General features: G+C 53.7%; 19 protein-coding genes. 6 read left to right on the plus strand and 13 right to left on the minus strand.

What is annotated here, in order from left to right; all coding sequences use genetic code 11:
• Nucleotides 1–12 precede the first annotated feature (12 nt).
• The 5 genes from H8F22_RS31485 to H8F22_RS31505 all read right to left on the minus strand — a co-directional run bounded on the left by H8F22_RS31485 (nt 13) and on the right by H8F22_RS31505 (nt 3,007).
• Nucleotides 13–813, minus strand: coding sequence for a hypothetical protein (locus H8F22_RS31485; RefSeq protein ID WP_169904059.1), 801 nt, complete (start codon nt 811–813; stop codon nt 13–15).
• Nucleotides 814–935: 122 nt separating this feature from the next.
• Nucleotides 936–1,238, minus strand: coding sequence for a hypothetical protein (locus H8F22_RS31490; protein ID WP_169904058.1), 303 nt, complete (start codon nt 1,236–1,238; stop codon nt 936–938).
• A gap of 406 nt (nt 1,239–1,644) precedes the next feature.
• Nucleotides 1,645–2,076, minus strand: coding sequence for a hypothetical protein (locus H8F22_RS31495; protein WP_169904057.1), 432 nt, complete (start codon nt 2,074–2,076; stop codon nt 1,645–1,647).
• Between the two features lie 252 nt (nt 2,077–2,328).
• Nucleotides 2,329–2,532, minus strand: a complete 204-nt coding sequence (locus tag H8F22_RS31500) for a hypothetical protein (RefSeq protein ID WP_169904056.1) — start codon at nt 2,530–2,532, stop codon at nt 2,329–2,331.
• Between the two features lie 58 nt (nt 2,533–2,590).
• Nucleotides 2,591–3,007, minus strand: coding sequence for a hypothetical protein (locus tag H8F22_RS31505; RefSeq protein WP_169904055.1), 417 nt, complete (start codon nt 3,005–3,007; stop codon nt 2,591–2,593).
• A 238-nt stretch (nt 3,008–3,245) separates the two neighbouring features.
• Between H8F22_RS31505 and H8F22_RS31510 the strand changes: the two genes are divergently transcribed.
• Nucleotides 3,246–3,572 (plus strand): hypothetical protein, encoded by a 327-nt coding sequence (locus H8F22_RS31510; protein WP_169904054.1) that lies wholly within the window; start codon nt 3,246–3,248, stop codon nt 3,570–3,572.
• Here H8F22_RS31510 and H8F22_RS31515 read toward each other — a convergent pair.
• The gene (locus tag H8F22_RS31515; protein WP_169904053.1) at nt 3,569–4,273 is read right to left on the minus strand and encodes a hypothetical protein; all 705 of its coding nucleotides are present in this window, start codon (nt 4,271–4,273) and stop codon (nt 3,569–3,571) included. The genes H8F22_RS31510 and H8F22_RS31515 overlap by 4 nt on opposite strands.
• Before the next feature lie 242 nt (nt 4,274–4,515).
• Between H8F22_RS31515 and H8F22_RS31520 the strand changes: the two genes are divergently transcribed.
• A complete protein-coding gene (locus H8F22_RS31520) occupies nt 4,516–4,800 on the plus strand; it encodes a hypothetical protein (RefSeq protein ID WP_194941106.1) in 285 nt (94 codons plus the stop codon).
• A gap of 7 nt (nt 4,801–4,807) precedes the next feature.
• On the opposite strand, the gene H8F22_RS31525 is transcribed toward H8F22_RS31520, so the two are convergent.
• A complete protein-coding gene (locus tag H8F22_RS31525; RefSeq protein ID WP_169904051.1) occupies nt 4,808–5,140 on the minus strand; it encodes a hypothetical protein in 333 nt (110 codons plus the stop codon).
• Nucleotides 5,141–5,229: 89 nt separating this feature from the next.
• On the opposite strand from H8F22_RS31525, the gene H8F22_RS31530 reads away from it, so the two are divergent.
• Nucleotides 5,230–5,550 carry a hypothetical protein gene (locus H8F22_RS31530; RefSeq protein WP_169904050.1) on the plus strand — a complete coding sequence of 107 codons (321 nt, stop codon included), beginning with the start codon at nt 5,230–5,232 and terminating at the stop codon, nt 5,548–5,550.
• 192 nt (nt 5,551–5,742) lie between these two features.
• On the opposite strand, the gene H8F22_RS31535 is transcribed toward H8F22_RS31530, so the two are convergent.
• Nucleotides 5,743–6,396, minus strand: coding sequence for a hypothetical protein (locus H8F22_RS31535; RefSeq protein WP_169904049.1), 654 nt, complete (start codon nt 6,394–6,396; stop codon nt 5,743–5,745).
• A gap of 185 nt (nt 6,397–6,581) precedes the next feature.
• On the opposite strand from H8F22_RS31535, the gene H8F22_RS31540 reads away from it, so the two are divergent.
• On the plus strand, nt 6,582–7,280 hold the full coding sequence (locus H8F22_RS31540; RefSeq protein WP_169904048.1) for a DUF4262 domain-containing protein: 699 nt from the start codon (nt 6,582–6,584) through the stop codon (nt 7,278–7,280).
• A 450-nt stretch (nt 7,281–7,730) separates the two neighbouring features.
• Here the strand turns inward: H8F22_RS31540 and H8F22_RS31545 are convergent, their stop codons facing one another.
• From H8F22_RS31545 to H8F22_RS31560, 4 genes are all read right to left on the minus strand, one after another.
• Complete coding sequence (locus H8F22_RS31545) at nt 7,731–8,021, minus strand: hypothetical protein (protein ID WP_011923066.1); 291 nt, start codon at nt 8,019–8,021, stop codon at nt 7,731–7,733.
• Nucleotides 8,022–9,004: 983 nt separating this feature from the next.
• Entirely contained in the window at nt 9,005–10,207 is a 1,203-nt protein-coding gene (locus tag H8F22_RS32805) for a hypothetical protein (RefSeq protein WP_228759033.1), read from the minus strand.
• 47 nt (nt 10,208–10,254) lie between these two features.
• Nucleotides 10,255–10,917, minus strand: a complete 663-nt coding sequence (locus tag H8F22_RS31555) for a hypothetical protein (RefSeq protein WP_169904046.1) — start codon at nt 10,915–10,917, stop codon at nt 10,255–10,257.
• 473 nt (nt 10,918–11,390) lie between these two features.
• Nucleotides 11,391–11,582, minus strand: a complete 192-nt coding sequence (locus tag H8F22_RS31560) for a hypothetical protein (protein WP_194941107.1) — start codon at nt 11,580–11,582, stop codon at nt 11,391–11,393.
• Nucleotides 11,583–11,701: 119 nt separating this feature from the next.
• On the opposite strand from H8F22_RS31560, the gene H8F22_RS31565 reads away from it, so the two are divergent.
• Both H8F22_RS31565 and H8F22_RS31570 read left to right on the plus strand, forming a co-directional pair.
• Entirely contained in the window at nt 11,702–12,142 is a 441-nt protein-coding gene (locus H8F22_RS31565) for a hypothetical protein (RefSeq protein WP_194941108.1), read from the plus strand.
• A 193-nt stretch (nt 12,143–12,335) separates the two neighbouring features.
• On the plus strand, nt 12,336–12,530 hold the full coding sequence (locus H8F22_RS31570) for a hypothetical protein (protein WP_116827127.1): 195 nt from the start codon (nt 12,336–12,338) through the stop codon (nt 12,528–12,530).
• 435 nt (nt 12,531–12,965) lie between these two features.
• Here the strand turns inward: H8F22_RS31570 and H8F22_RS31575 are convergent.
• Nucleotides 12,966–13,074 (minus strand): IS3 family transposase (locus H8F22_RS31575; RefSeq protein WP_135192744.1); only part of this gene is annotated, 109 nt, incomplete at its 5' end.

Genomic DNA, 13,074 nt, shown 5'->3' on the forward strand with positions numbered 1-13,074 from the left:
ATTTGTTTGCGATCAATCTGGGGTTTGTGCAGATGTCTTGATTGGATGCGGTTCCCAGCTCTTACGCTTGTGCATATGTCGGGTGGTAAAGTGAGCAGGCCATCCAAGCTGTTTCAAGATCCACCGACACAAGCTGCTGGCGCTATAGGTCCACCGATCAATCAGCTTAAGCTCGGCCAGGCTCTTAACACCGCACTCACGCTCATCGCGCAGATCGGACTCAAATCCGAACCAGGGCTTCAAGCGGCTTTGGTAGCGATCAGGCACGAGCAGATCCCCCACGCACTCTGCAGTGAAGCTCCCGCCAATGACTTCAATACCTGTCTTGCTCTGATCGTGATTGGAAAGAACGAAGCCGAAAGCCATGTAGAACCGATTGCGCTGCTCGCGTGCTTTTTCAGTGCTGGCGTCGATATCGGCAAGGGAACCGGGTTCAATTGTGTAGCCGGCAACATCCTGCTTGGTAAGCCACTCGATTACGTTGGACATGAGTGCTGGGCCCAGGCCTACACCTTTCTTGTGCATTATCAATTGACCAGTAGGCCCGAACTTCACGCATTGGGTTTGATGGCAAATTACGACCGACACCTGATTGTTCCAGGTATGGAATGAGGATCCGCTGGCTGCCGGGTGGACTGCGCGCGCCCTGTAAAACTCGTAGTGGCCCATGTGCCGTGATTCTGGGGATGTACGGGTGTACTCAGTGATGACCGGATAGACCTCCCGACGATCTCCAGCGGGAACCTCGTATACGAACAGATCCTTGACGGTACAGAGCTGCTCGAGCTCGTTGGAAATACGCTTCAGTGACACAACTTGTCCTTAGCCATTTAGGGGCAGTATTACCGGGTGCCAGTATAGTGAGACAGTAAATTTAGGGGCAGGGGCAGGGGCAGGGGCAGGGGCAGGGGCAGGGGCAGGGGCAGGGGCAGGACCTAGGTTCCCGCGCAAGCTGAAGAAATCAGCGCAGAAATCGGTATGTTTTGCTCCTTGAGTCCACCGATGTAGCCCTCGCAGGCGGCCTTCCTTGAGCGAGGGTCAAGCTTTTCAAGCTCAGCGGCTGTAAGTTCATCTCGTTGGCGGTTTTCCGCGTTGAGTTGATCTTGATGTGCAGCATTTGCGGCCGCATGCTTTGCAGCGAAATATGGCTCAAGGATCAGCGCCTTACCAGCCAGGCCGATAGCGATGCCAATCGTTGCGCCGCAGACAGCATAAATCAGTGTTTTTCGATTGCTCATATTTTACCTAGTTGCCAGTGGCGTCTTGGGCAGGAGAAGACTTCGCGTTGTAAAGGTACCAAACTCTAACGCCAGTGAAGCCGGATGATACTGCAACTCCGGTCATCTCATACCTATAAATAGTTTCTACATTGATCAATGCTACTCCTGTACGGCCGAGCCATTGATTAACATCGTCCATCAAATCTTCAGTTGAAGACTCTTTAATACCCAGTATTCCCGTTTTCGTCTTGTTAAAATCTTTGAAGTAAAGTTTCCTAACCACGTCCATAGCAGTTTCACCGCTCGCTTAGTTTTGATGGAATGACTATTTCCAACGTATCGATTTCTTCATAACACTATAACTTGACGTGGGGTTAGTCTGTAATCAGGTTGAGGTGGTGTGCCTAGTGTCGGGGTTCAGTAGCTAAGATCCGCAGGCGCTCCGGATAAGCTCGCGGGCGTGACCGGCATCAGAAGCGTGACCTTCGCTAACCAGCCAATCGCACGTGGAGGCAACGCCCGCAGTATTAACCGCGGCTTTTATCGTGCCTACCAGGCGCGGTTTCAGCCCGCCTGGTTGGACTAATTTCGACTTGCCGGGGCTCGCGTCTCCATTACGCGCGACAGAATTGAAAAGCTCGTAGGTTGCCTGACCAAGAGTCGTAAATGTCATCTGATCCCTGTTCTGATCGTCGACCCCTAAGACCACGAGACCTTTTCGCTCCAGGCCCTGAGCCGCACGCTTCTCTCCAGGCTCAACCGGCAGAACCGTTCCTGCTTGCGGGTCAGGGTATATGTGCTCGATGATGGAAGCGATCAGCGCTTCTTCGCCTGGCGAGAGCTTAACTGCAGTCATGGTAGTGAGTCCGATTCTGTATGCTGAATTATATTGTCCGGGCAATGCAGGCTACGACCTTTTGAAGTCCATCAGCTAAGACTTCCCGGGTGTCTGTCAAACCGTAGGGAATTATTGAGACCATCTTCGTATCGGGCGCGATCCAGTACACAGTGGTTCGAGCGCCATCTGCGTCGGATCCAGGATCTTAAATGATCACTGTGTCGCCGGCGTTCAGGTCCTCGATACAGATGCCATGATCAAACCCCAAGCTCAGATTTGATTCGCTAATGTCGAGTTATGCATCGCAACTACGTATGCCGACAGGGCAGCGTCGCCTTGGAAATGACCGATGCGCAAGGTGCCATTCTCGGACTCTCCCGCCACAAAAATCTCACCGGCGCAGTTGGTTTCCCAGGGCACCTTTACCTCATCTGACAAGGCGTTCAGTAGGGCGGTGCGCTCTTCTGGTGTCATTGACGGTTAACCTTTCACTTTGCTGCGTGTTTAGGGGTAAAGCCAACATTACACACGATTAGCCGTCCAGCTGCTTGGATCCGTACTCAGTTTCCATGTCCGACTTGAAGCGTTCTGCCTTGAGCCTGCTAGCGAAGTGATAGATGACCGGATCTTGAGCGGGGTCTGCATGGGTGTCTTCGACGAGCCAAGGCTTCTTAGAGCTGCCCTCGTTCTTGCGCAGCGTGAATCGAACCTGATCCGAAGGTTTGACCCATTGTTCTTGTTCGGAACTCCACACCACTGAATTGCCAGCTTCACAGCTGTTCCAGCAGCGACCGTTGAGGTACTCGCCAGCCTCGTTCTGATGCTCGGTGGCTACCAGGCCAGTGTCTTCACAGATGGCGCAGCAGAAGTGCTTGAAGAGTGGTGTGGTGCTGACGACAGCGCCGGCGATGGCAGCGACAGTCTGAAGTGTCTCGGCTTGCGTGTTCATAGTTTTGCTCCTGGGTTAACGATGGAGCAATTCTCTGGCCCTTTAACCCGTGCCAGAACCACCCAGAGTCATCATTTCTAGCCTAGGTAGCTTTAGCCCAAAGTGAGCCCTTGCTGCCGGCAGTTAGGGTCGCCTGGGCTGTTTAACGGGATGGATTGACACCGGGCTACTCAGGCCTACGCTGAAATAGAGATCACACCGGCATCTAATGGTGTTCACCATTCATTCGAGGTCTGCGATGAATAAGGCAGAACTGAGCAAACTGTTGGAAGAAAAGGTTTCTGACAAGTTGAAGGATGGGTACGAAATTCTCAACTATGCGATGGATGCGGCGAGTCGGGACAAGCTCAAGCGGGATTTGAAGGTCCATGGCCGCAACGTACCGCATGAGGATGGTAAGGAAGATGAGTGGCGCAATTACCTATGGCAAGTGGAGCGTGGCATCTACCAGGGTGATGCTCGGACCAAACAGTTTCAGATTGAAGCTGTTCAGACCTTACAGCCAGAAAGCGCCGGAGAGACAACCTCATCCAGCGCAGGATTGTGGAAGGCGAGGCGCCATTAAGGGGTTGGAAGCATTTCAGCGCTAGCGTCTTCGTGCGCTTCGACCTGCCGCCAGAAATGGGTGACTGCGTCACGAGCCAGATTACCGCGGTATACGTCGCCGGCATATTCATTCTCGTGCCCGAGGTATGGGCTATTGATCACGAGGGTGCCACTCTCTTTGCTTTGTGCCGCATGGGCACTGTCCATGACCAGGACCTCGGCCGGGCGATCGGTAAAGATGAAGGTGTGAGCGCCACCATCCATCCCCATGGCAACGCGTACAGGTTTCAGCAGCGCCAGCAGTCCATTGCATACGGACTGGGCCGCCAGCATGCTCTCCGACGTCATGAGCTGATAGGGCTCGTCCGGAAACCCATCTTCATACCCGACGACGCGCCAGGCCTCACCGGCGAAGCGGGCCATACTCACCTCGGAGTGTGGATCCTGCCCTGCATCAGCCCTGAGGTATACGTCGCCGTCACAGTGGTCGATCATGGCCATCTGAGCACCTCCAGGCTGCTGGGACAGGATCAGAGACAGGTTAGGGTGTTCGGCCAGGCTCACTTCGTTGCGAACTGGTTCCAGTACACCTTCCACTTGGCGCGGGTCGATTGGAATGTATTGAGATTCGATGCCGTACATGACACGAATGCAGCGCTGAACCTCGAACTTGATGAACACTGGTTGGCCTGGTTCGTTGATATGCTGGGTAGGGATCATATGGGCAGTTCCGTGAGTGAATTGATGGGTTAATCATCACGTTGGCCTAGGTGTGCCAGAACCCCCTAGGGTTTAAACTGGCCTGCCTCTTCTATGGATGACTGACAATGCACCAGAATCGGTTTTCGTCGCCTGCAGTTAGCAGATTCGGCTTCACTCTCGTTTCCGCAGCTGGGGCATTAATCTTGGTGGGTTGCACCGCAAGCCCGGCTAGCGTTGAGTCCTCTGCATACGATACGGCGATGGCCCAACAAAACACCGCTGTCAGATCGGTTCAGGTTTACAAGTCAATTCCAGAGGGCGCCATTGGGGTTCGCTCTGTCATGGCGGCCGCTTGTGGTAGCGATGCAAATGACTTAGGGCCAGATGAGAACTACATCCTGACGGGCTTGAAGATGAAGGCTTACAAGAGCGGGGCTAATGGCCTGTCGATGGTCGACATCCAAAAAATGCCAGACCCCAAAGGTCACTGCGATGCTGGATTCTCGATGGGTGGCAGTGCCAAGGCCTTCACCGTCCAGCAGTAGGTCTGAATTAGCTGGCGCTGGGGATCTGCTGCATCAGTTGATGGACCTTCGCGACAATATCATCCACTTTTGCGCTTGCCGGCAGATCCAGCATATTGCGAAGGGTAAGGATCGCATTAGAAGCAGAGCTGGCCGCTTCCCGGTTCGATTGGGCCATTACTGTAGAGTTTGCCAGTTGATCCAGGCTCCAGCAGGTGTCTTTGATATCCATCGTGGTCTCCAGTGTTTTGATGGTTTCCAGTGTCGGTCCGCTCTGGATGTGCCACCAGCTGCAGGCTTCACTTGGAATGAATTCCGTTGCGGGGGTTTGAGTTGCCAGGCGGATAACCTTTGGCATCATGGCGGTCTGCCTGAGTTCAGGCTCGGCTAGCCCGATCTTGCGTCCAAAGAGAAAGCATCAACAGATCTAGAACATGAGGTTTTGCGGACATGAACACAGCTACCACGGCCACTGAAAGCCACATGAGTCACGAGATGCAGTTGGCTACATTGCTGGGAATCAAATCCTTGTTCAATGACGGTTTCAATGTCACTGCCATTGCTGGCATCCTCGAAGGGAAGGTCAAGGCCGCAGATGAGCGAGGCGGGTGGGAAAAAGCCAAAGCGAATGTAGATCAGGGCGCACCTTTCAACATTAGCTTGATCGGAACCGGCTTGTTCTCTCCTTCCGTCGAAAGGATCTTCGCGATCGTCGATCGGTCTGACAGAGCGATTGAAACGGCGATCGAGTTACTGAAAACAATCCGTTGAAGATACTCTAATCATCAGCATCGTGGTGATGATCGCACTCAGATGACATGGGTGGCATATAGAGACCAATTGAGGCGGCATGATGCGGCCACGGTGGTTGATAAATCTAGATGCTGCCCTGGTCTCCTATTGCGATGCCAATCTCAAGGGGTCAGCACATAGACCGTTGCCATCACCTCCCGCGGCTTTGCATTAAACGATCTTGCCGACCCACATGGCAGTGGTGACATCTCGGCTGCGCTGAAATTTGACCCAGACAAAATTGGGGTCAATCTGAGGGTAGCCAGGGAAACCGACCGGCGCCGTTGTCATCAACGCCCATAGCTCAGTGAATCCCGAACCACCCTCGGCCTGGCTAACCAGCACGTATCCACGATTTTGCTCTTTGATGATCTTGAGGATCTCGCCGAGAACCAGAACAGGGAACGCTTGAGGCTCATCGATCACCACGGGGAGGTGTGGGTCTTTGCTCACCTGGTACCAGAACCAGTTTGCGTTCGAGCAATCCGACGTGCGTCCATTCAAGTAAACTGCGTTGGGCAGTGCGGCTTGAAGGAAAGTGGTTTTGCCGCTGGCAGCTTTACCGGTTAACAGCACGGCTTTGCGTTCCTCAAGCCATTGCTGAACGGTCGAAGCCGTCAACTCACGCGCTGCATCACCGGCGGTTTGATGCACCAGATTAACGAGCGCCAACCGATCAGCCTTTGTCAGAAGCTTCGCCTTGATGCCGAGCAGACCTGGAGCTTCAATGGATATCTTATCGCGGTGCGAAATGCTGTTCCGCGGGTAAAGGCCAACCTTGAGCTTACCGGCGAGCATGGCTGTCTTGATGTCTTCGTAGAACATGGTTCATTCCATCAGATCGGATTTCAGGCGAATCATCGCGCCAAGTGGGGTTGAGTATATCGACAGGTAGAAATGCAACCACAGACGAACTCATCAAAATTTATTTTGATGCTTCTGGCACTGGCTGGGCAGGGCAAAATAGTGACATCAACTTGAGACACTAAACGCACAGTTCCGGAGTACCCATGAACGACCTCCCCGAAGCTACACCTGCTCAAATCGCCGCCCTCAAGCTGCAAGTGCCTGGCATCGTTAATCACATCAATGACTTCCAGATGAGTACGCTTGCGGCAAATATGACCTTTGAGCTCGCGCCATCGGTGACCGTAGGCTTCCACCTCAACCAGCTGGTACAAGATGGACTGGTGACTGAGGAAAACCTTGTCGATGTGGTCCGGGCTATTCGCATTTCCTTGCTTGGGCCAAGCATGGCCGCGGAGATCGATGGGGCGATCGGCGCTCAAGGCTATGCAGTGAAACCAGTATTCGGAGGCGACGATTCTCCATCGTTTGCCTATTCAGTCGGCCTGACTGGCACCGTTGGGTTTGAGCTAATCTCGATGGCCGGGATGGATCATCAGCTGAATGCCTATATGGTCAACGTATACGCTGAATTGGCAAAGGCTGGCGAGGTGATTGAGCAAGAGCGCACCGACCTCGTCGAATTGTCATCAGTGCCCGGGCAGGGCCTGCGTACGAAGTGCGTGCCAGTTGACGCATCAGCGGCCATGGAGACGCATGTTTGCGATGTACGTGGTGAGGTCGAGCGGGTCTATCAGGTTTTGGTTGCAGACAAACACAACCTGTTCCCAGATGAAGAAGGCTACGAGCAGGCATTTCTGCAGCCGCGCTTCCCTGCACCTAAAAAACCTGCCTCGCATTGATTCAGCCCTGCAGGTGGCCCTCAAATTGGGCTGCCTGTCTCCTCTTAAGACGAGTAGTACCCGTCGCAGGGCCCATCGTATCGACTCAGCTCATCCATGCGCTCTTCAAAATTTCGCGGCCCAGTCAGCCACATTGAATCGGCTGAAGCTCTCGATTCGTACTGCCAGCGCTCCTGCCCTTCGAAATGCACGTCCGTGGTTACGATTACCGGTAGTTCTGTGCTCGATGCGTTAGGTGGCTCCGGAATATCGGGCTTACCGCCTACGTACCAATCCCAGGCAGCTTTTGCGGTTTCAAAAAGGGGGCGAAAGGCATAGCAAACGGTGCAGTCATAAATGAGGTAAAGCTTACGGCCATCCTCAAATTCAACCATTGCCAATGATCTCGACATTTTATTCCGACTCGATATTAGGATTAAAAGTACCTGACTGTTAAGGCTTAGTGCTGACTCAGCGGACTCTAGGTTTTAGATAGGGCCGGGCTCGCTCAATCGTTCTGTCGCAATCCTCGATGAGGTCCTTAAGAGCTCTTTGCATAGCCTCCTCTGGATTGCATGGTTTTGTGAAGTATTTAGCTGACTCAGCTAAGAAAAACCTTTCCTTTTCAGTTAAGAATTTAGCTTTCAGGTTGATAAGTTTAGAACCTTTAAGGCTAGTGACCACTATCGAATTATCAGCATCATCGATATTTATCGCCAGCTCCCCGGCTTCAAACGCTTTCAACAAACTCTTGTAAAACATGACACTCTCCTTGGGAAAATTATGGGTGTCTAAAAGTTGTCAACTTGTGATTGGCGATGACAGGCTTTTTCATGGGTTATAACTAAGTTTAGGTTTTGATCAGTCATTAACAGGCCCTTTGACTGTAGATCAGCTTAGCATGGTCATTGACGGGGAGTCATTGATCCAGACTAAATCGGGCCTCTCCATCATTGTTCTGCCGCTTGCTTGTTCGGTTCAGGGTCGCCACCACACGAAATCGCTATTAGGCAGGTTAACAACAGAATAGGGCCTAGGGCGGGAAGGATGGTAACTAAACCCACCGCAGTCCTGATGGCGAATGGTTGAGTGGAGATGAAGTCCCGTGTCCATTCTCCGCACACTGACATCATCGCGTAATACGACGGAATCACGCCCAGTAGAATTGAGCTTAATGTCAGCACTCCAAAGGGAATGCACCATAGGGAATGTTGTATACCCAGTTTCAATGCGATGCACAGCGACCAGGCCGCGACTAGGAAGGTTACCCATTGAATGTAGGCCGCGGGCATCAAGCTAGTGCCGCCGTCGGTGATGATTCCCGACACGTGCTCCCACATTTGGGCTCGCCATTGCTCGATAGCGGGCACTACAGCTATGAGCCCGGACAGCATAGCAATACATAGAACACCGACCCCTAAGTTAAGGGTGCAGGACAAAACTGTATTTCTCACCAAGTTTTCTTGATTGCTCATAATCATCCAATTTTGATTACATGCTCATGGTTCGCCCAGGACAGGCAGGGCTATCCCAGAGTCAGTTGTTGTCAGCTTGTGCTGATATCGGTTCATGGGTGGGCTCGTCCGTAGTGCAAGAACATCCACACTCAGGACAGTCTGCGAAGTAACCAATGACGGTCACCTCGGGTTTGAATCCGTTCCAGGGGCAACGCGAACATGCGAAGGTCCACCGCGCTGTAGTTTTGGCGTCTATCGCATCCGTAATCGAGTCCATCAATGCTCCTTTCACCGATCAGGGTGAGCTCCAGGCAGAGGGCTGAATGCTGGTTTGGTTTTCTGCTTTTCACGTATCCTCGCCATCACATCTGGGCTGCTGATTCGATCGAGCTCTACTTCGCCGGACTGGTGCATAGCCAGACTGTTGGCGTAGCAGAGAGCAGCCAGTGTCACCATAACGCCGCCCACCTCTTGCGACTGCTCGCCAACATCCCGTCCAAATACGTAGTCGACCAACTGGTGAGCCTCGTCTGAGGTCAAGGAGCATGCTTGAACCAACTCAAGGGCTTCTTCAAGAAACCGTTGGTTGCGCTCTTGTGTGTCTTGGGCGATCGCATCTCCAAAGCACTCGACCAGCCAGGGTGCCACGCGCGATTGGAATGAGGCTCTTTGCAGCGAGGGCCATACATAGACCGGCCCTTGTTCGTTAAGCCAACCTTGAACGTCACTACCGGACCACATTTTCCGAAGCATGGTCGGAAACGCCAACTGGGCCAGGCCCTCACCGCGGAAACGAGGCGACGGCTGACTGGTGTACAGGCATACCTCTGTTCCGGCGGGGAGGGCATCAAACTGCCGGGCAAACTCGGGGCTGAAGGTCACCATAGGTTCGTCAACTTCATTGCCTCGGTGCACAACAATCAGCTTCACCGATACCGGTTCATTCTGAAGGGCCTGAAGTTGAGCGAGTGCAGCATCACGTTCTGCCTCTGCTCGAGCGATAGTGTCGTTAAGGATGCCCCGGATCTGCTCGGAACCTGGGCGCTCAGTCTCGAGGGCCTCTTGGAAGTGATCAGCCGTTTCTTGGAATAGGGTAGCTACGCCCGGTCGGCGAACTTCGTGTTTGTGTAGCGCCTGGCGCACGCGATCCCGGTAGGACGGCGTCATGGACACACTGTAAATCCCTGCATCGTCGCGGGCCAGTGACTCCCGTAGTAAGGAAAGCAATTCATCGTTTGCTGCCTGAAGCTTTTCGCGGGCCTTACCGGTGTTGAGAACCATGTCGTTAAGTCGAGCTACCTGGCGCTGGAGGGATTCAGTGCGTGGATCCTGGGGCGACTCAGGTGCAGCATTGCATGCCGCCTCCCAGGCATCAGCCATTTCAACGTCATCAATGCAGCGCCGCTTGGAGTACCAGGCCTCTGCAAATGCCACTTCCATGTCAACGGTGAGCGGTAAAGGCACGGTGATCCAGCGTTGGATGTCAGTCATGATGCACCTCGTGAGTGTGGGTTGTAGGGGAGGCTACGGGCAGTCGGTTAGATGCCATTGATGTGTCTCTTGAACTCGATGCACCAAACCCAGGGGTTTGCCTCCCAGCTGCCGGGGCCGTGCTTCTCTTCCCACAGGTCGATGAAGGCTTCGCGGGCGGTCAGCCATGGGGTCATTAACCGTCGGGGGCCTTCACGGCCAACCCAGCACCCGCTGCCATCACGCGCCTGACGCACGCCCTCGCCGATGATCTCTTGATCACTGATGTCGTGTAGGCGTTGAATTTTGAGCCCGGTTATCTCGAGGGTCAGTCGGCTTGCTTTCCGCGGCATGCAACGACTGGAGCGCCACCTGAAAGGTACGTGCTCATCATGCTCTGGACTGTAGATGCCTCGGACTCCGTCCTTTTCATCTATCTCATAGCTGCGATCGTCATCCGCGCGATACCAAGTGGTGGTGAAAGGGTAATGGTTAGCGAAGTCCTGGCTCCAGGCTTCGCGCACCCAAAGCAGATCCCCAGCTTGGCCAAAGGGGCAGAGCTCATCAGCGTGGCTCGCAACCCATGCTGGGGATTGGTCGATCAGCCACTGTCGTGCAGCGCCTTTAACGATCAGTCTAGTGACGTTGCTGGCACCGTTCTGGAATGCACGAACCTTCTGGCCCGTAAATTCGATTGCGCGCTCTCGCCGCTTAGCCGGCGCTGCGTTCATTTGTAAACCGCCGGCTGGACGGGGGCGTGTTTACGGCTCACTGCATTCCAATTCACGGGCAGAGCTTGTTCAGTGAACGCTTGGACAGATTTGTTGCAGCCCGGGCAGCGAACTGCGAATGCTGCCATATCGGCACCGCAACGTTCACGGCCTAGTGGTCCTGGGTGTCCACAGTTACAGGGGGAAAACTCACCGGGTGGTTGAGGGTGCTCATCGGTGGGACTCAACCGAGTGTTCTCGTACAAATGAATGGGGCGCATGGCATGTTCCAGAGCGAATTCGGGACGTTCATACTGCGGGGCATATTGGTGTGCCAGAAGCATCGACCCCAACTTGATGGTTAATAAACTAACGCGGGAACATCAGAGAACAGAGTCAAAACCGGTGTGCGGAATCCGATGCCTTGGCTTGATCACCACCAGCAACTGGTAACGGCGGAGCAATCTCAAGGAGCAGTGCAGCTGCCGCGGCGTTCAGCGTGCATAGCGTTGGGCATAGGCTAGAGCAGCTTTACGGGTGCCGTGGCCACCGTCGTTCCATACGTGGCCATCTACGAACTGAACGGTTACACGCCAGTCGCGCATACGAGTCCGCTTGCCAGTACGAAAATCCCGAGGGCAGGCATAAGCCTCGATTTTTTTCACTTCTTTCTCGTTGATGACCATCTGATGCCCCTTTCTGCTGTGGCGTCCATTATCGTGGTCAATAGGTGTGTCAGAAGCCCACGGGGCCCCGATCCAGCAGCGGATTGTCCAGCAGCGCGATTCTGTAAGCTGGGATATCCTTGAACCAATTCAAATCCCTCGTTTCTGAATCAGAGGTAACAGCAGTGGACGCAAAGAAGCTCAGCCAGATTGCAGATTTTGTTCGTGATGAGCGCCGTCTAGACGCGGCATTCGTCAATGTCCTGGAAGGCATTGAGAGTGGTGCCATCGCTGCTAGTGACTTGCCGATCTCGGCAGCGCCTGTGCAGCGAGTAACGTTCGGGCAGGGTGATGCTGAATATGCTGCCGGCATGGTAGAGAAGGTTTCAGGTGTGGCCCTGAATGATTCTCAGCGCACTGCTCTGTTGAGAGTTGTCCAGGACATGCCTTCAGGCGGCACCTTCTCTGCTCTAGTGGCTGAAGTGGCCAAAATTGGGTCCCTTTCTGCCCTCGCTGAGGGATTGAAAGAGGTTCTGACAGCTGGGATTTACGACAGCATCTTCACTCAAACAGCTAGCTAATCCCGAAACGTCAGCCCTTTGTCCCTTAAGGGGTCAGCCTGAAGGCGCTCCGATGCTCCCTGCGTATCCATGTCGGTTGAACAGATTTTCAGCCCCGCTTTATGGCTTCAGGCACGCCAGACTAGGCGGTATTGTGTTTTCTCTATCAGCGCCGTCCTCTTGGTGCTGAACCACAACTGACTGGAATCAACCGATGGCATGGATCACTGCAAAAGACCGACTTCCAGCACCAGGCACGACCGTCCTGTGCAAGCTTCGCCACTGGAATACCAAGGCAACCGTTGAAGAGAAGCTCACCAGGGTAGATGAGGGTGACTGCACCTGGCGTACCGCTGGCGATGGCTGCGAGATCAGTTACGACTGGGATGTGATCGAATGGGAGGAATAAGCGAAAAGCCTATCGAGTACGCCGTGATGTATCGTGAACACTTCACCATTAGGTGCTTCTGGCACGCGGCGCACTCAGTTTTACTGTCACCATCAAAATGGACATATGGGCGGGATGAGGTATGAGTTTGCCAGAGTGGGTCAAAGTGAAGTGCAGGGCGGTTATTCGCCAGCCAGTGAATTGTATGAGCGACAGGGTAGACAGCGTTCGTGCTGAGGCCTACAAGCACGGTTACCTTTGGGACCACCTTGCTCGGGAGTTCGTCTACGTCGGTGATACACCGCCTCAACCAACTCCATTGCCTGCCAGTAACTTCAATTTATAGGTAAAGAGTATGAAATCAGCACTGGAACTCTGCATTGACGCGAAAGCGGATCGCTTCCTTGTACAGGATGATGGCGTTGTGTTTTTGCAGACTGAATCGCCCCTGGTTTTCTAGACACTCTCCAAGCTCAGGAAATAGCGTTTCTCATACTCTACTGGAGACAGCTGCATAGCACTGCTGTGTCGGCGTTTAGGGTTATAGAACATCTCGATGTAATCG

Source organism: Pseudomonas mucoides, from assembly GCF_015461845.1.
GTDB classification, from domain to species: domain Bacteria; phylum Pseudomonadota; class Gammaproteobacteria; order Pseudomonadales; family Pseudomonadaceae; genus Aquipseudomonas; species Aquipseudomonas mucoides.